The sequence below is a fragment of the Haloarcula sp. JP-Z28 genome, from assembly GCF_011440255.1.
GTDB classification, from domain to species: Archaea; Halobacteriota; Halobacteria; order Halobacteriales; family Haloarculaceae; genus Haloarcula; species Haloarcula marismortui.
On record NZ_JAAOHT010000074.1, the window covers coordinates 1 to 21,418 of the forward strand.

Annotated in this window: 10 protein-coding genes and 13 pseudogenes; 11 read left to right on the forward strand and 12 right to left on the reverse strand. The window is 51.5% G+C overall.

Features of this window, described 5'->3' with window-relative positions; genetic code table 11:
- Both G9463_RS19680 and G9463_RS24085 read left to right on the forward strand, forming a co-directional pair.
- Window positions 1–121, forward strand: a pseudogene (locus tag G9463_RS19680) (IS630 family transposase); the annotation flags it as partial.
- 979 nt (window positions 122–1,100) lie between these two features.
- Window positions 1,101–1,274 carry a hypothetical protein gene (locus G9463_RS24085; RefSeq protein WP_240150087.1) on the forward strand — a complete coding sequence of 58 codons (174 nt, stop codon included), beginning with the start codon at window positions 1,101–1,103 and terminating at the stop codon, window positions 1,272–1,274.
- Between the two features lie 86 nt (window positions 1,275–1,360).
- Here the strand turns inward: G9463_RS24085 and G9463_RS19690 are convergent, their stop codons facing one another.
- From G9463_RS19690 to G9463_RS19710, 4 genes and pseudogenes are all read right to left on the reverse strand, one after another.
- Window positions 1,361–2,392 (reverse strand): hypothetical protein, encoded by a 1,032-nt coding sequence (locus tag G9463_RS19690; RefSeq protein WP_165897620.1) that lies wholly within the window; start codon window positions 2,390–2,392, stop codon window positions 1,361–1,363.
- A gap of 162 nt (window positions 2,393–2,554) precedes the next feature.
- The gene (locus tag G9463_RS19695) at window positions 2,555–3,463 is read right to left on the reverse strand and encodes a permease (RefSeq protein ID WP_165897623.1); all 909 of its coding nucleotides are present in this window, start codon (window positions 3,461–3,463) and stop codon (window positions 2,555–2,557) included.
- Between the two features lie 281 nt (window positions 3,464–3,744).
- Window positions 3,745–3,894: pseudogene (locus tag G9463_RS19700) on the reverse strand (ISH3 family transposase); the annotation flags it as partial.
- Window positions 3,895–5,059: 1,165 nt separating this feature from the next.
- Window positions 5,060–5,739, reverse strand: a pseudogene (locus G9463_RS19710) (IS6 family transposase).
- Between the two features lie 428 nt (window positions 5,740–6,167).
- Between G9463_RS19710 and G9463_RS19715 the strand changes: the two are divergent.
- The 3 genes and pseudogenes from G9463_RS19715 to G9463_RS19725 all read left to right on the forward strand — a co-directional run.
- Window positions 6,168–6,317: pseudogene (locus G9463_RS19715) on the forward strand (ISH3 family transposase); the annotation flags it as partial.
- A 243-nt stretch (window positions 6,318–6,560) separates the two neighbouring features.
- Window positions 6,561–7,277, forward strand: coding sequence for a homing endonuclease associated repeat-containing protein (locus tag G9463_RS19720; RefSeq protein ID WP_080509777.1), 717 nt, complete (start codon window positions 6,561–6,563; stop codon window positions 7,275–7,277).
- Between the two features lie 187 nt (window positions 7,278–7,464).
- Window positions 7,465–7,788: pseudogene (locus G9463_RS19725) on the forward strand (ISH3 family transposase); the annotation flags it as partial.
- A 246-nt stretch (window positions 7,789–8,034) separates the two neighbouring features.
- Here the strand turns inward: G9463_RS19725 and G9463_RS19730 are convergent.
- Both G9463_RS19730 and G9463_RS24090 read right to left on the reverse strand, forming a co-directional pair.
- Window positions 8,035–8,451, reverse strand: a complete 417-nt coding sequence (locus tag G9463_RS19730) for a universal stress protein (protein ID WP_007188990.1) — start codon at window positions 8,449–8,451, stop codon at window positions 8,035–8,037.
- Window positions 8,444–8,734, reverse strand: a pseudogene (locus tag G9463_RS24090) (MMPL family transporter); the annotation flags it as partial. The pseudogene G9463_RS24090 and the gene G9463_RS19730, both read right to left, overlap by 8 nt.
- Before the next feature lie 49 nt (window positions 8,735–8,783).
- Between G9463_RS24090 and G9463_RS19740 the strand changes: the two are divergent.
- The 5 genes and pseudogenes from G9463_RS19740 to G9463_RS19760 form a co-directional block, all read left to right on the forward strand.
- Window positions 8,784–8,936 (forward strand): annotated as a pseudogene (locus G9463_RS19740) (ISH3 family transposase); the annotation flags it as partial.
- A gap of 311 nt (window positions 8,937–9,247) precedes the next feature.
- On the forward strand, window positions 9,248–10,822 hold the full coding sequence (locus G9463_RS19745) for a hypothetical protein (protein WP_007188991.1): 1,575 nt from the start codon (window positions 9,248–9,250) through the stop codon (window positions 10,820–10,822).
- 62 nt (window positions 10,823–10,884) lie between these two features.
- Window positions 10,885–11,442 (forward strand): annotated as a pseudogene (locus tag G9463_RS19750) (IS5/IS1182 family transposase); the annotation flags it as partial.
- A gap of 114 nt (window positions 11,443–11,556) precedes the next feature.
- Window positions 11,557–12,102, forward strand: a pseudogene (locus G9463_RS19755) (IS4 family transposase); the annotation flags it as partial.
- A 73-nt stretch (window positions 12,103–12,175) separates the two neighbouring features.
- Window positions 12,176–12,307: pseudogene (locus G9463_RS19760) on the forward strand (ISH3 family transposase); the annotation flags it as partial.
- A 174-nt stretch (window positions 12,308–12,481) separates the two neighbouring features.
- On the opposite strand, the pseudogene G9463_RS19765 reads toward G9463_RS19760, so the two are convergent.
- Window positions 12,482–12,738: pseudogene (locus tag G9463_RS19765) on the reverse strand (IS5/IS1182 family transposase); the annotation flags it as partial.
- Between the two features lie 158 nt (window positions 12,739–12,896).
- On the opposite strand from G9463_RS19765, the gene G9463_RS19770 reads away from it, so the two are divergent.
- Window positions 12,897–13,634: a hypothetical protein gene (locus G9463_RS19770; RefSeq protein ID WP_011222320.1), complete on the forward strand. Its 738-nt coding sequence runs from the start codon at window positions 12,897–12,899 to the stop codon at window positions 13,632–13,634.
- Window positions 13,635–13,665: 31 nt separating this feature from the next.
- Here the strand turns inward: G9463_RS19770 and G9463_RS24575 are convergent.
- The 5 genes and pseudogenes from G9463_RS24575 to G9463_RS24095 form a co-directional block, all read right to left on the reverse strand.
- Window positions 13,666–14,628 (reverse strand): annotated as a pseudogene (locus tag G9463_RS24575) (transposase).
- 244 nt (window positions 14,629–14,872) lie between these two features.
- Window positions 14,873–15,169 (reverse strand): annotated as a pseudogene (locus G9463_RS19785) (transposase); the annotation flags it as partial.
- 6 nt (window positions 15,170–15,175) lie between these two features.
- A complete protein-coding gene (locus G9463_RS19790) occupies window positions 15,176–16,342 on the reverse strand; it encodes an AI-2E family transporter (RefSeq protein WP_165897621.1) in 1,167 nt (388 codons plus the stop codon).
- Between the two features lie 329 nt (window positions 16,343–16,671).
- Window positions 16,672–19,143, reverse strand: coding sequence for an RND family transporter (locus tag G9463_RS19795; RefSeq protein ID WP_165897622.1), 2,472 nt, complete (start codon window positions 19,141–19,143; stop codon window positions 16,672–16,674).
- Window positions 19,144–19,146: 3 nt separating this feature from the next.
- Window positions 19,147–20,796, reverse strand: coding sequence for a COG1361 S-layer family protein (locus G9463_RS24095; RefSeq protein ID WP_240150088.1), 1,650 nt, complete (start codon window positions 20,794–20,796; stop codon window positions 19,147–19,149).
- Between the last annotated feature and the right edge of the window lie 622 nt (window positions 20,797–21,418).

Sequence of the window (21,418 nt, forward strand, 5' to 3'; positions counted from 1 at the left end):
CGTCGGCGACGAGGACGAATTTCACGAACTCGTCAAAGACGTATTTGAACAAGTGACGCAGCAAGTCAGCTACGCCAAGAAGTGGTGTGAGAAATTTCTTAACTTTCAGAAGTTATCTTGACCATTAGCGCGGCATCCGGGCTGTAACGCCCATGACTCGGCTTCTTTCGCACACGGACCAGTCAACACGACGTGCTCTAAGGCACGGAATAGCGGTCGGTCTCTTGCGCCCCATGTCTTAATTCACGCTCTCATGGCGTAGCAGCGTTTCCATCGAGTCAACACGGCATCTTTTTCTTCTTTCTAGTTTTAGCTACTAGCTAGCTAGAAGAACACACGTCTATCGATTTGTTCTAATCACTCTTTGTCGCTCTATTCTCTTCCTGATAGAGTATTAAATAAGGAATCGAGAAACCAAGGGACGAAGACCAGGATCGGGGTTCTTGTACACTGTGGTGAGTGATGTCTTGTTGTCCTTTTTGTTTCTTCGGCTAACTGCTCTGAACCCGCTCCTATCGATTTGTTCAATCCCCTTTCTGCACACCGATTATAACAAGAATCGGGCTTATAAAGATGGATTTAGCTGAGGGATATTATTCTGACGAACCATATCCACCTCGGCTCCCCCGTGATTGACTCCCCTCACCATCCTTTCTCGTTAGAACAAATCGATAGGGGTGGGTGTGTGGTCCTAGCGACACGGTCGCGGTGAATCCACCCGGCTACGTGTAGGAGTGGTCCTATGCTCAATCTTGATCAGAGCTGTCCCATTTCAAGTTGATAAAGTTCCTGCCTGAATTGCGCCGAAGGCAAAAATCAGTACTTCACGAAGCCGGTTAGTTGAGAGGTCTGCTTGCTGAAGGTGTGCCTAATACCTGGCGACGCCCGCCACGGCGGGTCGTCGCCAGCATCACAACGAGGCCTCTCCTCCAGAGTCTTGGGAATTCGCCTTCGCTCGGTTCAACCAGCATCTTGACTCTAACCTCGGTAAACCCGAAAATACTGGTCGCATACCCAGCATCCCGATTCCAGAAAGTGATGAGCCCACGAATCGACCAGAATTCTCACTTGAACAGGCTGGTGTCGCGGTGGGCATCTCCTTGGATTCTGACATTAACAAGCTCCACCAAGAAGCTGCTGACGAATTGAATCGCGTTATCGACGAGCGCGAAAGTGAGCCAAGTGAGGACGTTCCAGCCAAACTTGACGAGACCGATGAGAATAGTCAAAACACGGAAACTGAAGCCAACGAAAACGGGGAAGAAACTGAGTAACGTCCGACGTCGGTTGCATTGCTTGGACGGGGACCAGTAGTATGTCCCGGCTGACGCGGGTGAGCAGTGCCTCTGTCTGAGAGTAATTATTTCTCAGTGGCGGTATCGGGCTCTTCAGCTTGCTCGTTCTGCCCTTCGCGCTCCTCTTCCGACCACGCTGCGACGAGTGCTCCCTGTGCGACACTGTATAGTGGGTTCTCGGCTTGGCGAACGTCGCTGATTGAGAACGGTATCTCAGACTCGTTGATCCGCTCGGCAAACAATTCTTCGAAGCCGTCAGGACTGGATGTCCCACCGGTCACAACAACTGGGACATCCAGTCCCTCCTCGACATCTTCTTCGTCGACTTCACTGATGATGTTCTTGATGACATAGTCGAGGAGATTGTCGTAATAGATGCTCAGCGCACCTTCAATACCGCCGACATCCGTCTCGAAGTTGAGTGCGAAGTCTTCTTCCTTAACGGAGGTGACTTTATCGACGGGTGTACCAGTTGCTTGGGCAGCCTGCTCGTCGATCCAGTCGCCACCGCGTGCAATGGAGAACTTCATTACGGGGACTGCATAGTACGACAAACAAACGTTGGTCATCCCGGCGCCGAAGCTGATACCGAGACCGGTGAACTCACGATTGGCAAGCTCGGAGTAGATGACAGCCATCCCCTCATTGATTGGTTCTGGGCTGTAGCCCATATCCGTGAGTAGTGACTCAATCGTCTTTTGATGATACAACGTTGAGACATCGGCGTCGATGGGGTCCGCAGGAACCGAGAAAAACAGACGTTCATTCGGGAATTCCGGTTGTCCAACCACTTGTTCAGTAATGAGCTTAATCATCGGAATGGCTGATTGCTCGTCGCTTGAGAGAATCCCGGCTTGCATCGGGCGGCGTGTCTCTTCACTGAAGATGTTCGCGAAGTTCAGGGCGTCATCGCCAACGATGTAGACTCGATCATCCTTGCGGATGTGGAGAACATCGCTTCTCGATAGCATCTGTTCGGCCATGTCGCTGTAGTCAATTTCGACGAAGGAGTTCCGCTGCTGCACGAAGACTGTCTCGTTACCATCTTGACGTGCAGATAGGAGGTTCATCGTACCGACATCGAGACCTTGGGGCATACAATTGCATTTCCCCACCAAGTTGAAAAAACTAGCCTGTATTGTTGCAATAAGTTACATTTTATTTATGAAAACTTGGGTGAAGGTAGTGCAGGACTACACTACTGCAACCAAATTCACGCAATGAGAGACGCAGTGGAGTGCACGGGATGATCAAACAGTCTATTCGAAAAACAATGACCGAAGACGACTAGTAAGACCCTGCTGCTCTTCGACACCGGTTTGCACATCGTCGTCTCCACGCTGCTCATTTCGGAACTCGGTAAGCGCATTGACTTGTTCTCCGGTACCGGTACTTCGTTCCGTCTTTGATTGCCCACCCTGCAACTGCCTAAGTCCATCTACTGCGTCGTCAACATCATTACTGTCGGCTCGTGTTGTCGTCGCCTCGGAGTTCTCGATGGCCGTCCGGTCGAGGTCAGAATCCGTTTCCGGCATATCCAGATTCAGCCGCTTGGTTTTGGGCTGTTGTTCAACGCCACCCCATGATAGTTCTGCCCCGTCCAGCGCCTGCTCAATATCGCTGTCGACATCTGCTTTGCTGACTGACTCTGATTCACTCTCGGACGACTCAACCGCTTCGGCTGACTCGCTTGACGTTGTTGCTCGCTCGAGGTAGTGTGCAACTAACGCCGCTCCTGTCGAAGCTACGACCGTAACGAGCCCAGTGGCGTAGACACTGATTGTCCAAACGCTACCGTTGATTCCCTTACTGGTTGTCCACGCGTACGGGAAAACATCGACCAGAATAATCGTTGCGGCGAGACAGAACAACGTGCCGGCGCCACTGACCACTCGAGTCTTGAAGCCAACTGCGAGGGGTACGACGGCGCTCAACAGCACAGAGGGTAGTCCAACAAACCCGACGACGAGTGCGACTTCCCGAATCTGCCAGTACAGCGGACTGCCAGACTCCAAGACGTTGCTGTATAAGAAGAGACAGAACCCGACAATAGCAAGGGTGATCCCAGCGAAAAAGAGGCCAAACCCAGCGTAGGTGTCTCGCTCCTTATCCGGCTCGCCAATATAATCGTGATAAATCGACCTGAACGCAGCACGATAGCCCGACACAGGATCGGCAGACTCGGGGGACCTGTCCGATGTAGATGCAGAACTCATTCAATTTGCTATCTTGTTTGAATGGCTTTAAACATGAGCTTACCCTTTCTCACTCAATCTCAGTACCTCACAAAGCATCGCCAGTTAACCTGACCTGAGTCACCTGTTCTGTTGAACTGAGTCGCCGATAGTGGTCAAAGAACGCTAATCGAAGGGGGAGCTGCCGCTGTCGGCGGCGATCAGCCGCCGACGCGGCAGCGTTGCCACTCACAAGGCAGTGTCCTCGGTTGTGATTACCGGTGGAAACGGTCGTCCGGTGGCCGGTTTGCGGGGACGGCCCGACGCACCGCGAGGGCCGTCCACGCTGCCCGACACAGCATGTTGATGAACTCCTCAAACGACCACTTCCAGAGGCGACGCCCGCCACGGCGGGTCGTCGCCAGTATTAGGTACACCTTCAGCAAGCAGACCTCTCAACTAACCGGCTTCGTGAAGTACTGAATCTTGCTTACGCAGGATGAGGAGACACATCGGCTCAGAGACGCGGGGGAACTCCTTCTTCAATCATGATCTCGTTGTTTTGAATACGAATGAAGGCAGTGTGTCATAGAATACGTCTCACGGCCTCTACTTGGCGATTATACAGCCCTCAATTCGCGCTGAAGCCCGTGATTTAGCCATTCGTCCTTTTTATTCAAGTCCTAAAATGTGAATAGCACTTGTTGAGGACTATTGTATGACAGGCTTTACGAATGAAGGCGGTCTGTTCGGGCTCGCTAGACACTGTTACAGCACCGACTGACTCGTACTGTTGGTCGAGAACGGCTCTAATCTTGTAGCAGCCATCCTGTAGCAAGTTGACCGAACAGCCGGACTGGTCTGGTAAGAGCCGATAGTGTGCTGTATGTCAACACTCTTCTTCGTTGTATATTTTTTATGCCCACATCATGTTTGGCCTCGGTGGTGTTTCTGATGTGGAGGTCTTCGCGTGCTAAGCGCCACTGTTCACTGTCTATTGAGAGAAGCTTGCGACTGCTGGAGGGCATGTCGACATTGTACCTATGTTCCAGTTGTAATATATGCCTTAGGAATGAACAGTGCAACTACTCATCATCAATATAAACCTACATGTAATGTGCATACATAGCAACTTTCGGCTACTAATTATTCATGTCTAAGCTGGCAAGGCAGATTCTCAAGATATTGGAAATGCAAGGGAACCAAATGGCATCTGTGATGTATGTCATTGATCGATTAGAGAGCGAAAAGATTCACTTCTCAATAGCGGAGTTTGATGACACAGTTGAGCAACTTCGCAAAGACGGAGCCATCCGCATCAAGAACAGTGCAGCACCGCGGAATAACTGGCAGCTCCAGCGTCGATAGTAGCCACGTGAGTGCCACTACCCTACGGAGATTGCCAGTCTCGAACTAAGTCTTGTGGGTGTGACTCTATTTCAGGAACTCTTCTGGCGGCCGGATGATCAAATGGTTTCGCATCGATTCGATCAGGCTTGCGGGTAGTCGTATACAGCCGTCTCTATCTCTTTCTCTTCCGAATAGCTCTTTTTTGTCCGTCTCAAGTATAATCTCTTCGAGCGGCACTGTCTAGTTCTGGATGACCTCAGCCGGCGTTTTGCCGTCGAGTGCCTGGTTCGGCCGTTCATGGTTGTAGTGGTGTTTGAAGCGTCGTAACCACTGTTTCGCGCTGGATTGACTGCCCCCCAGAAGGAGTGAAAGCGGTCGATTCGCATGGTCACAGTCTGGAACCACTTCTCGATGTGGTTCCGGATTCGATAGTCAAGCCGACCGCTCAAATCGTGGCGTGAGAGGGCAGTCAAATAGCCGCCAGCGTCGACGAGAAACACTGAATCGGCGACATCATGTTTCTGAGTGAGTCAATGAAGGAACGCCGCCGCGGGGTCGGTCCTGCGGCGGCTGAACACGTCGACATCTAGCAACAACTTCGAATCAACGTCGGCGGCAGTGTACAGCCACTTCTTTTCGCCGTCAACCTCGATTTGTTTCTCGTCGACTGCGACCCGCGACGGCTCCGCCGTCGGCGGGTCGCTCTGTTGTTCCGATAGCGTGTGAACCCAGTTCCAGACCGTTCCGTGAGAGCGATCGACACCCAGCAAGTCTAAGATTGCGACCGTCTCCCTAATCGACAGCCCCGCCGTATGGAGACGCACCCCAAACCGCCGGACGGGTGTCGGGGTGCGCTCATTCTCCCAAACGTCTTGGCTGTCCTTATCTAACGTTTCTCTGAGGAGGTCTGCGAGTGGCATGAACACTTCTCGCTACGACCTCCTCGCTTCTCAAACTCGCTCAACTAGACAGTGCCATTGACGACAAAATTAAGCAGGTGCTCTTCCTCTGTCTCGCTGTCTGCTTGGGTGGCTTCCACACTCTTCCCAAGTAGACGCTTCCTCTAACCCGATGTGATCGACTGAGTCTTTCCCTAGAACTGTCAGCATAACCGGCGTCGTGAGATGGGAGTCAGTGCAGTAGTATCGACACTTCCCGAATGAGTTGAGGGAACGCTACCTGAATGCCACGATACAGTACCCTCTATATGATTTGACGATCAGTCTCGGCTGCTACCGCCGAGTAGATAGGGGTAAGTTCAATTCACCACTCCGGACAGACGAAATAGACTCAGTACTTCACGAAGCCGGTTAGTTGAGAGGCCTGCTTGCTGAAGATGTGCCTAATACTGGCGACGAGCCGCCGTGGCGGGCGTCGCCTCTGGAAGTGGTCGTTTGAGGAGTTCATCAACATGCTGTGTCGGGCAGCGTGGACGGCCCTCGCGGTGCGTCGGGCCGTCCCCGCAAACCGGCCACCGGACGACCGTTTCCACCGGTAATCACCGACCGAAGACACTGCTTTGTGAGTGGCAACGCTGCCGCGTCGGCGGCTGATCGCCGCCGACAGCGGCAGTTCCCCCTTCGATTAGCGTTCTTTGACCACTATCGGCGACTCAGTTCAACAGAACAGGTGACTCAGGTCAGGTTAACTGGCGATGCTTTGTGAGGTACTGATAATTCCTCTCTACAAAATAGCGATAAGGAATATCTTATTTATGTAGTTGTATTATACTGTACCGAGAATGCAATACTCTGATGATGAACTCTTAGATGAGATACGCAAGCTAGCAAGTGAACTCGGACATCCCCCGTCGCTTGCAGAGTTTCGCGAGCAGGGTAGACACTCCGCTTCAACATACTATTCTCGATTTGGATCTTGGAATGAGGCTATTGAACAAGCAGGATACGACCCAAGTGAGTCGGACTCTAAAGTTTCTGAAGCGGATCTATTGGAAGAGTTGCAACGACTGGCTGACGATCTTAATAAAAAACCAACTGCTTTAGATATGAATAAACATGGTAGATATTGGCGTTCTACCTATAAAAACGAGTTTGGATCATGGAATAACGCCTTAGAAGCAGCTGGCTTTGAGTCCGAAAATGTTGGAGCTACTATTACTGATGACGAGCTTATTGAGGAAATAAATAGACTTGCGACGGAAATAGGTGGAACACCGAGATTCAAGCACATGGAAGATTTGGGGAACTATGATCCAACCACGTATAGCCAGCACTTTGGATCATGGAATGAAGCTCTAGATGAAGCTGGATTTGAGCCCGAAAATCGAGGCAGCAAAATCACCGAAAAGGAACTACTTGATGAAATAACTAGGCTCAAAAATAAACTGGGGAACCCACCATCTGCTCGTCAGATGGATGAGATTGGTAAATATGCATCAGCTACATACCAACGGCATTTCGAGTCATGGTCAAACGCCATAGAAATTGCTTTTGATTGATGGGTTCTCTGCTCTGAGTTCGTGGTATGAGGGACTTCAGAATATTCCTGAATACTCTCTAGAGCCGCTCTAAGTGGATAAAGCTAGCATTTCAGGACTGAAGACGCACTAGTTCTACTTCAGTTTCTGAAAGAGACATAACCAGTCGATCACATTGGGTTAGAGTAAGCGTCTGCTTGGAGAGGATGTGGAGCACCCCCAAGCAGACAACGAGTTAGAGGGAGAGCACCTTGTTAATTTTGTCGCTAACAGTCTTGAAAAGGAGCTTTCGGTAGGTCCCGGAGAAGACATTGAGGTCTCTACGGAGACATTGTACGGGGTCCTCGCCAGCGCTAGCGCTGGCGGGACCTCGATCAATCACGTCTGCAAAACGACTGACGACTCACCGCACGCTAATACCGTCCGTGGACACCTCCTCGATCAGTTTGAGGTTGATTCGGTTGAGGCGGTTGGAGACACACTGTTGCAACGTGATGCGCTTGAGACACCCCCAGATCAACCGGTGGAGGTCTGAAGTTGGAGAGCGACTTGACCCTTACTGGCGACGTGGCCCCAGCAGGGATGTGATCCCTGCAACAACGGACTCAGACCGCTTTCACGGAACAACGAGAGATTTCACGAATTCGGGCTGTGCCAGCGGTTGAATCCTCAACGTAAACACGCACGTTGCAGATGATAGACGCATTGTCAAATACCCAGTGCACACAAACCGACAATCACAGACAGCAACACGGTCTAAGCTGTCACCGCGTGGAAATCAGCGAGTGATTGTCACCGGAGCAGGTGCTTTCCGCATAACTTGCTCTGCAACGCTACCGACAAGCAACCGCTGAATACCATCGCGACCGTGGCTTCCCATTATCACTTGATCTATATCCTCATTCTTGACTGTTGCAATAATTGTCTCAACTGGGTCACCGACCACGACGCTAGTTCGAATTTTCTCGGGACTCATGAATTCGGCCTGCGCATCTTTTAAGAGTGACTCTGCTTCTGCCTTAGCTTGTTTTTCCCAGCTTCCATCGTCATCACCACTGTAACCAGCGAATCCATCAGCAGGGTCGATAACAGTCAGAAGCGTAATGTTTGCATCAGGGAACACAGTTTGAGTGTATTTGACAGCTTCTTGTGCTGGTGCTGATCCGTCAACCGGAACGAGGATTGTTTCAATCATCGGCTTCTATCATATTCCTTTTCATTGGGAGATATTTATTTTCACGGGCTCTCTCGAGTGCGTCTGACAGGCGGCCAAGAATAATTAGTGTCGGTGGAAGAGTCGCAAGGGCAGCAACAAGAGTGAGGAAAATGACACCGGCAGTTAATGACCCAAAGTCAGCTAAAATTGGGAGCGGTGACAGAGTAAGTGCAGAGAATCCGAACACTGTCGTCAGTCCGGAGACAGTAATTGCCTTCCCAACACGTGATCCAGCAGTTTCGACTGCATTAAGTCTCAGTACTTCACGAAGCCGGTTAGTTGAGAGGTCTGCTTGCTGAAGGTGTGCCTAATACCTGGCGACGACCCGCCGTGGCGGGCGTCGCCTCTGGAAGTGGTCGTTTGAGGAGTTCATCAACATGCTGTGTCGGGCAGCGTGGACGGCCCTCGCGGTGCGTCGGGACGTCCCCGCAAACCGGCCACCGGACGACCGTTTCCACCGGTAATTACCGACCGAGGAGACTGCCTTGTGAGTGGCAACGCTGCCGCGTCGGCGGCTCATCGCCGCCGACAGCGGCAGCTCCCCCTTCGATTAGCGTTCTTTGACCACTATCGGCGACTCAGTTCAACAGAACAGGTGACTCAGGTCAGGTTAACTGGCGATACTTTGTGAGGTACTGATTCTTCGCTCTCCTTGAGAAAGGACAACTATAGACCCCACAAGAGATCGACGACCTTCTGTGGGAGAGCTACGGCGTCAACACAGCAGAAAATTCCGGCCCACAAAACATATACCAATCTCAAAAAAAGAGTACCTATGAACTGGATAAGCCAGATTCCATCAATCCTATTTACTTTCTTGATCGTCACTTCGCTAGCAGTTGGCGGTGCTACCGGACACGTCCAGTCTGGGGCACAGGGTACGGTGGCTGACTCTGAAATATTTGAAGAAGTAGGCGATATTGTAAAGATACCAGTTCGTGTCTCACCGCATGACACGGCAACAGTCAACATTTCTCGGAAGCAGTACTCAGCAGAGGTTACTGCAACTGATCAGGATGGTGACGGCCAGATCCAGATCCGAATCAATACATTTGAAACACAGACTTCAGGCAATCCGTCTGGGTATAGTGTCTCGTCTCCAGATCACTTGCGCGAAGTTTCTCAGCGGGGCGATAATGGGCTCACCGAGGGAGAGTATGATATAGCTGTCGACGGAAACGCACCCGATTCAACATTATCACTCAGTTCAGGTGTGTTCCAACCTGGCCAACTGCATACATTGCCTGCTAGTGAGAAAATAAGCAAAACCAATGTTATCAGGAACGGGTCACCTACTCCAAGCCAGATTGCTCGTGGTGACATATTAATCGCAGAGTTCGAAGCGGAAGGAATCATGGGCGTCGGTCGATTTGACGATCCGCCAGGAAACAACGGAATCGTCGCAGTAGACAGTACTGTGGGGACGAAGACAGCTCATACAGTTCAGGTGCAAGGAGAGGGGACTAATACATCATTTCGGGAGATGCGCATTAGCTACGATAACGCGGCAAACGAGTTACCATCAGATCTTGTCAAATTAAATATAACCCACGCTGGTGTAGATTCAGATCAAGATGGGCAAATAGATCGATCATTCATTTCATCAATCGTAAATGTAAATACGAACTCTGAGGGAATAATAAAAATCACAACTACCGACCAGCAAACTGTGTCAGGGTCAGAAACCGTACTCCTACGATATGAAAACGTTACAAATCCATCCAGACCTGGTGCTTACCCTGCAACTATCTCGCTCGGACCAAACCGAATCGACACAACAGTAGAGTATGGTCCGGCCGCAACAGGTAATCTTGGAAACGGATTAAATGTTAAAGCTAGCACAACTAGTTCAAATAGATTTGTCGCACCGCTGCCGTTCAAGTATTTCACCTCACCAGATGATGACCGGTTGTATGTCGCAATGGATACCAGTGGGCTGAACAATGTAACTAGAGAGTCAATATCACTGAGGCTTTCCCAATCTCGAAAAGAAGGGCCCATAGCGGCAAAAAAGTCAGCAACGAATGCCACCCTTGTTGAACCGACTGCTAATATGGCGATAGCAAATGACCAGTGGCAGGCTGGATCAGAGCCACTGGAAATTACAGGTACCACGACCTTGGCTCCTAATACCGACATTTGGATCCGGGTTCGCTCAGGTACTGATGTTCCATCGCCTTGGATATATCATTATCCCACATCTATTCAACCAAACAGAACTTTTGAGGCAGACATCACAGAAGACAGGATTGAGGCCAATGAGCCCGTTTACGTTAGTACGGTAACAAGAACTGGCCCAGTCGGTCCGGAGGAGATAGTTAACGTGACAAACAGGACTGAGCAAAATTAGACATAGTAGCGGGTGTCATAGAACGGTTACCACACCAAAGAGTAGGGTGATGCTGAGGTGGTATGGACTCAGCGACCCTGCAGAATGAGCCTCCGGTAGAGTCGTTCTTCAATGTCGCAGAGACCGAGACGTTAGCGTTGTTTGAGTATCTCTCCTTCGAGCTTCCTGGCGAGTTCGACGTGTTCGCCCCGGCGAAGACGGGGCGAACACGAGAGCATAAACCACCAGAGATGCTGCGTGGGTTCCTGCACTGCTATTACCGTGATATCTGCGGAATTCGTCCTGCTGAGCGGGAGCTTCAGAACACGGTTGTCTGGCTAAGCTGTGTCTTCGATCGACCGCCGTCAAGAGACGCGGTCGATCGATTCCTTACTGACCTCGAACACGTCGTCGACGAAGTCTTTGACCACCTCGTCGAGCAGGCCGCCCGGCGCGGCCTGCTCGACTTGACCTACTGCATCGATTCAACCAACGTGAGGCCGATGCCCGCTGACCAAGGTGCGTCGAAATGCTACGATCCAACCGATAAAGAGTACTACTACGGCTACGGCTGTACGATTGTTTCGACCGGACAAAAAACACCGATTGCAGCGGAGTTCACCGAGGGCAAACAAGCGCCCATCCGTCTTTAGCTAAGAGAGGAACCGCTGTATAGCAGTAGCTTATTGAGGCTTCTTTTCGAGAGGGATGAGGTGGCGATAGCTGTGTCCGACAGAGGCTCCTCATCGAGAATCATGCGTCGGCTCACTACACTGTTTCCTTCTGAGTTCCTCGAAGAGCACGCCGAGGAACTCGGCGTGGTCGAGCGTGACCGTAACCTCCAGATACCTGTCCTCGTATGGGCGCTCGTGTTCGGCTTCGCCGCCGGCGAGAGCCGAACACTCGCTGGGTTCAGACGCAGCTACAACTCTACAGCCGACGAGACGATCTCTCCCGGTGGATTCTATCAGCGGTTGACGCCGATGCTGGCGAAGTACCTCCGCGACCTCGTCGAGCACGGCCTCGACGAGGTCGCTGTTCCCGATACTGTTGACGCTGATATCGGCCGATTCAGGGACGTTATGATCGCTGATGGAACGGTGTTTCGGTTGCACGAATTCCTCTCTGATGAGTTCCAAGCCCGGCACGAGGAGCAGACTGGAGCGAAGCTCCACCTGCTCCACAACGCCACCGACCAGACAATTGAACGGATCGATGTGACTGATGAGAAAACGCACGACAGCACGCTGTTCAAGACAGGATCGTGGCTGCAAGGACGGCTCGTTCTGTTCGATCGAGCGTCAGTCGATCACATCGGGTTAGAGGAGGCGTCTGCTTGGATGCGGTGTAAAGCCTAGCGGCGCCCTGCCGTGGGGGGGGCGCCGCCTCTTGCGGTGGTCGTTCACGGAGTTTTGCGAAATGACGCTTCGCGCAGTTTGGACAGCACTTGGTGTCCGCAGGTCTGTTCCAGCGAATCAACCACTTGACGACCGGTTCTTCCGGTAACTGTCCATCGGGCCGGACAGCGGTCGTCAGTGGTGACACTGTCGCGTCGGCGGCAGTCCGCCGCCGACAGCGACGGTCCATCCCGAAAATCATGCTCACCAACGGTTCGAAGATGCTCCACAGCTAGTTCGGTTTGGTTCACCGCCATCAAACGGGGTTACGCGGCTGTCAATGTGATCGACTGAGCTTGGAGTGCTGTGGGAGATCGGCCTTTTCGAGGCCAGCCTCTTCGAGAATATGTGGCATCTCGCTCAGCAGATCTAACGCCCCTCGGTATGGCTTCTCCAAGTAAACCCGGAGAGAATGGAGCGATACAACGGCGTAGTCGGCGAAGCCACCACCCCGTTGGGGGTGGCGACTTCGCTTCGGCCACCGACAGCATTTTTAGCTAACTGAACCGCCTTGCTCATGAAGCAGCAAATATTCGACATAGACTATCGGCTGTTTCTTTCTCCTTCCCACTAGCTCTGGCGGTCGAAGCCGGCGCTGTCTTTCAGTTAGGCGGTGCCATCATCTGAATCGTTCTATTGTAGTTATCATATAACAATACCAGTTGAGAATCTCTGAGAGGCTGATGAGGAAAAAAATCATGATTGGTGTTGTCATAGTTGCTGTAGTAGGTGCTGGTACTGCAACCAGCACTGGAATCCCAGCATTGCAAGTGCCGAATCCGACTTCAGAGCCAACCCCAACACCAACAACAAACTTAGAAACAACTCCGGACCCAACCCCAGAATCAACTCCGACAGCAACCCCAACCCCAGAATCAACTCCGACAGCAACCCCAACCCCAGAATCAACTCCGACAGCAACCCCAACCCCAGAATCAACTCCGACAGCAACCCCAACCCCAGAATCAACTCCGACAGCAACCCCAACCCCAGAATCAACTCCGACACCAGCAGCAAACACAGTGGTTGTCGAAATTGGGGACTGGGGTGAGGCAGTACATAATGGTTCAGAGGTCCGGTTTCGAGTAACTAAGTATAGGATCACCGAACTTATTGAAGAGAGTGATGGAGACGTAGAAACGCCATCGGAAGGTGATAAATTTGTAGTTGCCACTATTCAGATGGCGACGGATCCCGGAAATAACGTTACTGTCGGACAAGAGCAATGGTCATTTACTGGACTTGCCGATAAGGAGCATAGCTCACATGAGGTGACTTTCGGCATCCGGAATGGGTTCCCTAATAAAACAGAGTTGCATGGAGATAATGTCCAAGGTACTATAGTTTGGGAAGTAAAATACCCAAACGATGCAGAGTTCAACATGGTACCTTATAACAACCAAACTGGGCAGGCAGGCCGTGTCGTCACGGACTAAAATATTCGCCGAGCCTGTCATAGAATCCGACTCATAGCTTCTCACAGCCCGGACCGTTTCCTCGCTCGTAGCTGGTGATTGCTCGTGCATTTCGTGGCGTGTGGATAAAGGGTGAGAGTGTCCTGTCGTTTCCACCGAAGCCGAGCGAGCGCTTGATTGTCGAATACGAGGTTTCGGCCATCCGATGCTGAAAGTACCATTTTGACCGGATGGGGGCGTTATTCGCGGTGGCGTTCAGTGACGAGCCACGGTAATTCACGGGGTAGTCGATATCTAGTGCGGCAACCTCGCACTCAGTGTTCCAGTCTTGGAAACCGTTGTCAGCAGCGACGGAAAGCAGGTCGTCCGCGTTCTGGCGGACGACCTGCGGCCCGGTCTTGGTATCGTGTTGCCAGCGTGCCGAAATATGTACGTCAAGCACAGCAATCGATTCCACATCGGTCAATATCGTCACTTTCAGCGTCTGAACGCTGTTTCCGGAGCGTTGGCGGTAGTACGATGAAGAGATATGGCGGTCGAAGAACGTGCTATCAAGTGCTGCGTGACCGGACTGCGGGTGTTGCTGCAGCGCAGCAACGCCCGCCAGACCCACATTTTCACCCGGCTAAAGGACTTGTAGATAGTTGTGTAGTCTGCTCTGTTGAATAGCGGTGTTGGTCGGGGTAGTCGGAGTTTGAGTTGCTCGTTAGTAGCTGACGCTAGTGGTCTCAAGACCAAGATAGTCTCAGTGTGGCTCAGAGGCCGCTATTCAACAGAGCAGTGTAGTCCGGGAGTTTATTCTGATCAAGGTCAAGAAGCTCACGGAGTTCAGCCATGTATTCCAGCCGATTCGGCGTTTCACGGTAGCTGTGCTCTTCTTCGACCCGGAAACAGTGCAAGACGACGTGGACCCAGGGGCGAACCCGCCACTGGCGGGCTCGCCCGCGTGCTTCCCTAACGCTTGTTTGGCTAGACGCCGACACTGCTTAACGAAGTCGAGGATATCGATTTCCATGACAAAGTCGATTTTTTCGCCTTCGTCCTTCTACTCCGCTATATGGGCCGATTAGACTGCTATTCACCTATGGAAACGCTGCTATCTGCACAAACCACCGTTTTCGACAAAATGTTTACGCTGTCCTGTGGTCTGGGGTTCTCATAGCCGACAGGCGGTCGATATCTTCAGGCGGTGTGGTCGCGGTAGGGCGATAGCTGTCACTCACGCTGGCCTCGACCGGCCACTGAGGGCCGTCTAGTACCTAGCGTAACTTCTGGAGATACCCGCCGAGATACTCCTCAATCCACGAGGCCGCGAAGCTCAGCTGAGTCGTCAGTTGCTCAAAGAGTTGAGTGAGGAGAGCGCGGTATTCTGCCGCGCTCTCCACGATCAACGGTGATGCTTCCCATTTGAGGCTCTTCCAGACCTGCTTGATTGGGTTGAGATCTGGAGAGCCGACCGGGAGAAAGACGAGATCGATACCGAGTTGGTGGGCTCGTCTACGCGTGTACTCGCACACGTGCGAGGAGAAGTTGTCCAAGATGAGCAGAATCCGCTGGGTATGTTAATATTCATATAATTTCGATTGGTCTGGTGGTTCGCCGGTTGCCACATAGGGTGCAACAGTTCTAAAGAACTGTGCCACAAGGACAAGCAAAATTGGTCCAAGAAAGATCCCATAAGCGCCAAACACAATCGGTCCGAGGATGTACGCAAACATAAGTAACCCCACGTGTGTTCTGTTACCGCTTACATATGGCCGAATAAGGAAATCAGGAATTGTGTCGACAACAACAAATGCTAATATGAGGAATAGGAGTACGTACCCAATTGCAGTTGCTTGTCCACTAGCGACGGCCCCAACAGTAAGAATGGCTCCGACAGGGAAGTAGACAATCTTCATGCCGACTACCGGGATCAAACTCCCTGCACCGGTAAGTGCGCCAACCAACGGTGCAAATGGAACTTGGACAGCTGCCGGAGATATCGAATTGTATGCCGAAAACACAACTATCCCAATGATTCCAGTCACGAGTGCATTCAAAATATTACCAAACAGAATTGAAGATAATTCATCGTCAACAGCTATCGCATACGACTCGACAACTCCAGATTCATCGAAATGATCGAATAGCCATCGCGAAAGACGTGGCCCATCAGTGAGTAAATAGTATGTTCCACTTAAAAGAAGAAATGCCTGAATCCCCACATCAGCGAAAACCCCAATTGAGCTGATAAGTGTCCCTAATGTTTGCTCTATCCACGTCCGAACACTGGGGGCGTTGAGTATTGTGACAATCTCTTCCGGGCTCATATCCAATAGGTCACTTATTTGCAATCCCGCAATAGGCTCTGGGAGTCCGCCACTGTCTGCAGATTGTATCGCAGAGAGGTACCCTGATGCAAGATCGTTTTGACCGATAAATTGCTGCACAGCAGGAACCACTAGTACAAGCGTGTACGTGAACAAGAGAAGGAACGGAAGCAAAAATACCGATATTGTGGTGACAGCGAGTATCTGACGTCGGTACGGCAAGCTGTATTCACTGAAATAAGGTGGAGTAGAGACACTTTCGAGTTTGCGGTAAATCGGGCGACTTGCATAATACAGGAATACGGTAAATATGAGCGTTGCTCGGAACTGTACCAATACAAAAGCTACCCCTATTAGCAAACCTAGTCCCCCTATGGCAAAGAGAGAACGTTGCTGGAATCTTGTACTGCGTTTCATCCACTAAATAGCAGTTTTCAATATAAAAAATAGTATTGATGCGAAATGAGTATACATAATTTGGTTTTAAATTATAGCTAGATATGATAAAACGTTATGAGTAAGTGTTAATATTATATATTATTATGCGGCCAAAATTGGTTTGCCGGACGCCGCAGGGAGTCGTCTCGGGGTTCAGTCCTCAACCGTCGCTCACTACGCGGTGTATGTGGGATATCGTATTTGCGGAGACTTGCTTCGAGTTTTCTCATTCGTTCGATCTTCTCAACATTGTCCTCTAAGCTATTTCCCACGGGCGGGAAGCCGCGCCGTGAACGGCGCGGAGGATGTCACATTGGGGTAGGCAGGGTAACTTCGGACCACACACTCTGGTAGCGCTCCCATAACAGGACTGCGGGAGGCAGCGCGATGATAGTGAACGCAAATGAGTAGATAACACTTATTGCCATCAATAGACCGAAGTCACCTAAAACAGGTGTGATAGCGAGTGCAAGCGCACCCGTCCCGAGTGACGTTGTGAGCATACTTCCGAGCAGAGCTCCACCTGTTCCTGAGAACGTGATAATTATCGACTCATAAGCGTCTGCGCCAGCATTATACTCATCGACAAACCGGTGAGTGGCGTGGACTGAGTATGCTATCCCAAGCCCAATTGAGATCGAGAGTATTGTTCCTGTTAATGCGTTCAATGAGATGCCGAGATATCGCATCGTCCCAAGTAGGAACGCGATTGCAAGCAGGATCGGGAAGAGGTTTACAATCCCCAGTAGCGGCTTGTCTTCTAGTACGGCGTACGCAATAATAAGGAACAACCCGGTTAGTCCCATCGCGATAATCAGTCCCTGAATTGAAGAGTTGAAAATAATACCCGTCACCGCATCGAAGACGACTATCTGGCCAGTTGCGGTCGTCTCGTATCGGAATTCCTCTGCAAATGCTCTGGCGTCGGTGGCAGCTTCGGACTGTGAGGCCTCCGAGTCAATCGCGTATTCGACCTGTGCGCTCCGCCGATCTGGGGTGAGGTACTGTTCAGCACGGTCACCAGCCGGCGAAGCAAGCAGCACATCGTAGATACGATCAAGATTACGGTCGGGGATCCCATTTCCGTTCACGTCGTTACGAGCAACCAATCTGGCGAATTCTTGATCCTGCTCGGCATATGACTGAATCACTGTCACGATGCTTGTCGGCCGAGCAGATCCGCCGTCGCCGACTGCGAGCGAGCCTGTCGCGTCATCGTTCGGCGCTGCGAGTGCCTCAAGTGCATGGCTCTCCTCGAAGTTCCCCTCAACGTACAATTTCACTGACTGGTCCTGATTGGTTGAGAAGCGGTCCTCAAGCAGATTGAGCGTCTCTGAGACGGTATACTCGCTTGGGGCGAACGGCTCTGGAAGCCCAGTCACGTACGCAGGCTGTTCTTCCGGTGGAAGGAAGTCCTCGGTTTCGAAGGAAGTGTCGACGCCACTCCCGTACATCGCTGCCATCCCACCGGTTATGAGCAACACGACAACGAATGCGATCGGCGCATACCGGCTAGCTTGGGCCGGGAACGTCAGGAATTTTCCGAGCGTCGAGTCCTCGGAAGAGATCGGTGCTGAGTTGAACTCAGGGACATTGTAAGCTTCTCGCAGCCTGTCGACTTCTAACTTCGCTGCCGGGAGAAACAGCCCGAATATCAGGAATGTGAAAATAATCCCAATCCCTGAGGCGATCCCCATATTCCGGATTGGTGTGAGATCAGATATTACGTTTGCACCAAACCCGAACACGGTTGTAACCGTTACAATGACGAAGGCGATTAGCAGTTGGTTATTCGCTTCCCGCATCGCCTCTGTAGCATTGTATCCTGCGACGGCCTCCTCACGGTAGCGGTTGATGATATGGATCCCGAAGTCAACTCCAACCGCGAGTAGCAGTACAGGGACGGTGATCATTTGCTGACTAAATGGAATCCCGGAGAAGCCAAGGAATCCGAACGTCCAAATGACGGTCAGCAGAAGCGACAGCAAACCCAAGGAGAGGTCAATTGGATCACGGTAAGCGATAACCAAGAACAACAGCAATAACAGCACGACAACGGGCATCACGATGGTAAGTGAATCCCCGATGACGGTGGCTGTTTCAGCGTTTGTTACGCCGCTACCGAAGGCGGTTATTTCGCCAGGCTGGTCAGATGCGATAGATCGAATCGTTATCTGTACTTCTTGAAGATTGCTATCAGAGAATCCGGAGGGCACATCGTGTGATATAACCGTGATTGACGCTGAGGCACTTGCGCTCGTCGGGTTAAAGTCAGTTGCAAGCGTCCTGGTAAATCGTGAGTTGTCGGACAATTCACGAACGATTTTTTCGATGCGACTTGCACTCGTCGACTCGATAGCGCGTCGTTGTTCGGCTGCCGTGTCCGCTGAGGGGTCAATTTGCTGAGCAATGACCGTTGCCGGGCCATTCGCTGAGGCGGCACGGAGGTTGTCCCGCGACTCAACTTCCTCTAAAACCCGGAGATCCCTGAGAAGTGCTTCCTTCGTCAGGACGTTACTTCCCGAGTGGATGAGTTGAGTAGATTCACTCTCCGGTTTGAACGGATCTTCAAATTCTTCATTGACTGCATCAAGCGCCTCTTGTTCCTCAAGACCGTCGGTGAACGAGTCAGTCGCTTCAGTATCTGTGCTGACTAATCCTACCCCGCCAGCGAATACAAGCGTGAGCACGAGAAAGCCGACAATGACTTTACGTGGACTGTCGACGATGGTGTTATTAAGCCGCCGCGTCCACACCTCTATCTGCTCGTCAAGCGACATCAGCTATTGCTGCCTCCGATAGATGACGAGCGCCGCCGTTCCAATAACGAGGAGCGCAACGGCGATAACTGGCAGCGGTAGCCCACCCTCTTGGCTTTCGATTACATCAATTGGAAGTCGGTAAGTCTTGGTGAGATGGCTGTCGCCTTCGGTGTCGTCATATCGGAAGTCCAAAGAGATAGGGTAGGTACTCCCCACTGTTGCAGACCCGGTGGTAGTCAACTCGAACGTCACCGTTTTTGTCTCACCCGGGTCAAGTGACTGAACGTACCCCGTGTCGGTATCTCCCGTGTCTAACGGATCGTCGGCGAACAGTCGGACCTCGATATCGCTTGCGACTTCGTTGAGGTTGTTCGTTACTGCAACATCGACAGCACGGGAACCACCTGCTTGGATAGTACGGTTTTCAATCGTGGCATCAAAGCGATCGCGCTCAGAAGCAATCTCGGCGTCTACAGCCAATTCATCGAAAGTCCTTGTCTCACCTTCGTCGTTGCGGTACTTGATGGCCATGTCAAATGAACGGAGCCCAGACTCGGCGCTACCGCTGATTGCAATCGGCAACGAGAAAGACTCAGATTGACCGGGATCAAGCGTTCCTACGGCGGTTGAATCTTCCGTTGGAATCACACTCTGGTCCTCCCCAGTGTACTGTACCACGACGTTGCGTGCCGGCAGGGGCCCGTCGTTGTGTACGGTACCAATCAAGTCACCGTCCTCACCGACACGAAGTTGTGACTCCACGTTACTAAGTGTGAAATCCTGCTCGCGGATCGATTGGACCGTGGTCGTAATCGGGTCTGATGTTCGGTCAATTCCATCGATATCATCGTAGTTTATTTTCAAGTTAACTGAATACCCTCGTACAGGAGCGTCGGACTCAAGTGCAGCGTTATAACTGACAGTCCGGATCTCCCCTGGTTCCCAGTCGCCGACAGATGCTGTCGAAGACGTATCTCCGGATTCGAACGTTAGCGAACTACTCTGTGACTCTGCATTGATATTTGCACCTCTCGCGATTTCTGAGCCGGTGTTCTTGAGTGTGAACGAGACATCATTGTTATCGCCAACCTGCGTTGTCGCATTTGCTTCAACAATCTCAAACCGAGCATCCTCCCGAACCTGAACTGTTATTGAGCCAGTTTTCGTTTTTGTGGAGTCGCTTCCCTCAGTAGGTCCACTGGGCCCATAGCGAATATGGCGGGTATATGAATACTCGTAATTGACTGGGAGTTTGTATGTTCCCGGTTCAGCATTGTCTGGGACTATAACAGAGACAGTCTTTTCTATACTTCCAGTTGGAAAGTTACCAACAGATACCTGTCCAGTTTGGACATCAATTGGAGTATCCCCGTCATCTATCTCAAAGGATAGTCCTCTAGCAGTCATAACACTATCTTCGTACTGCGATGGACCATGCTGGATAATCTGACCGTAATTAACAATCGAAACTGTGAGCTCATCGGCGGTGTCGGCTGATAACGGCTCAGATGAAGTTGTGAAAGTGACATCTGGGTTTCCAACAACGTCCCCAGATTCTGATGCCTGAGCAGTTGCAATATTGGGGACCGCACTAACAACGAATCCCACGAGTAAAACGGCAGTCAGGACGGTGGTTAACGACGGCGGGTTAGGAAGTGTGTTCTGTGTCATTTTGCGTTTACTAAGTAATCAATCAAAAGGTGCGGGTGCATATTACCCTGTTGGTTTCGGTCACCGGACTGACCGACACATAAAAACCGGATCAAGAGAGGCTCTATAAAAATCCACTGAACCCCCCGGAGCCTGAAGTGCGTCATGGAGTCGTGAAAGTCAGCCTACGACAGACACCTCCGAGTACGGGAGCGTCACAGGGTCAGATGAGAAGGAACAGTAAAATGCGAATCGCAACCCAACTGACCAACAACGGTGCCTCTCGCCGCACCGAATTACCTCAAAGGACAGGCTGTGGCCGTATCTCAGGGGCTCTAACTCCACAGGCGGACTCTTACAAATCTAGTCAAGACGCGTTCAAGAAAATCGTTCGAGTTGTGCCTTGATTCACCAATAAGGTCTAGACGTAAGCGCCCCTATAATCTGGACAGGCGCAATGTCACGGCCACATAGAAGAGGATCCGACAGTCTCGTGCACTCCGATAGAACAGTGGTCATTCGTCTTTAGCTAAGACTCACACCTCGGTTGCATAGCGGTAGCGAGCGTCTCTTGCAGGATCGGTCGTTGCTGGTGGATCTTCTGTGCATCTTCGATCAACCGCTCCAACAGCGGCGGTGGCGA

Bases quoted from the DNA above. Each gene is read 5' to 3' on its own strand.
- G9463_RS19690 (WP_165897620.1), bottom strand. From the start codon at position 2,392: ATGCCCCAAGGTCTCGATGTCGGTACGATGAACCTCCTATCTGCACGT.
- G9463_RS19720 (WP_080509777.1), top strand. From the start codon at position 6,561: ATGCAATACTCTGATGATGAACTCTTAGATGAGATACGCAAGCTAGCA.
- G9463_RS19730 (WP_007188990.1), bottom strand. From the start codon at position 8,451: ATGATTGAAACAATCCTCGTTCCGGTTGACGGATCAGCACCAGCACAA.
- G9463_RS19745 (WP_007188991.1), top strand. From the start codon at position 9,248: ATGAACTGGATAAGCCAGATTCCATCAATCCTATTTACTTTCTTGATC.
- G9463_RS19770 (WP_011222320.1), top strand. From the start codon at position 12,897: ATGATTGGTGTTGTCATAGTTGCTGTAGTAGGTGCTGGTACTGCAACC.
- G9463_RS19790 (WP_165897621.1), bottom strand. From the start codon at position 16,342: ATGAAACGCAGTACAAGATTCCAGCAACGTTCTCTCTTTGCCATAGGG.
- G9463_RS19795 (WP_165897622.1), bottom strand. From the start codon at position 19,143: ATGTCGCTTGACGAGCAGATAGAGGTGTGGACGCGGCGGCTTAATAAC.
- G9463_RS24095 (WP_240150088.1), bottom strand. From the start codon at position 20,796: ATGACACAGAACACACTTCCTAACCCGCCGTCGTTAACCACCGTCCTG.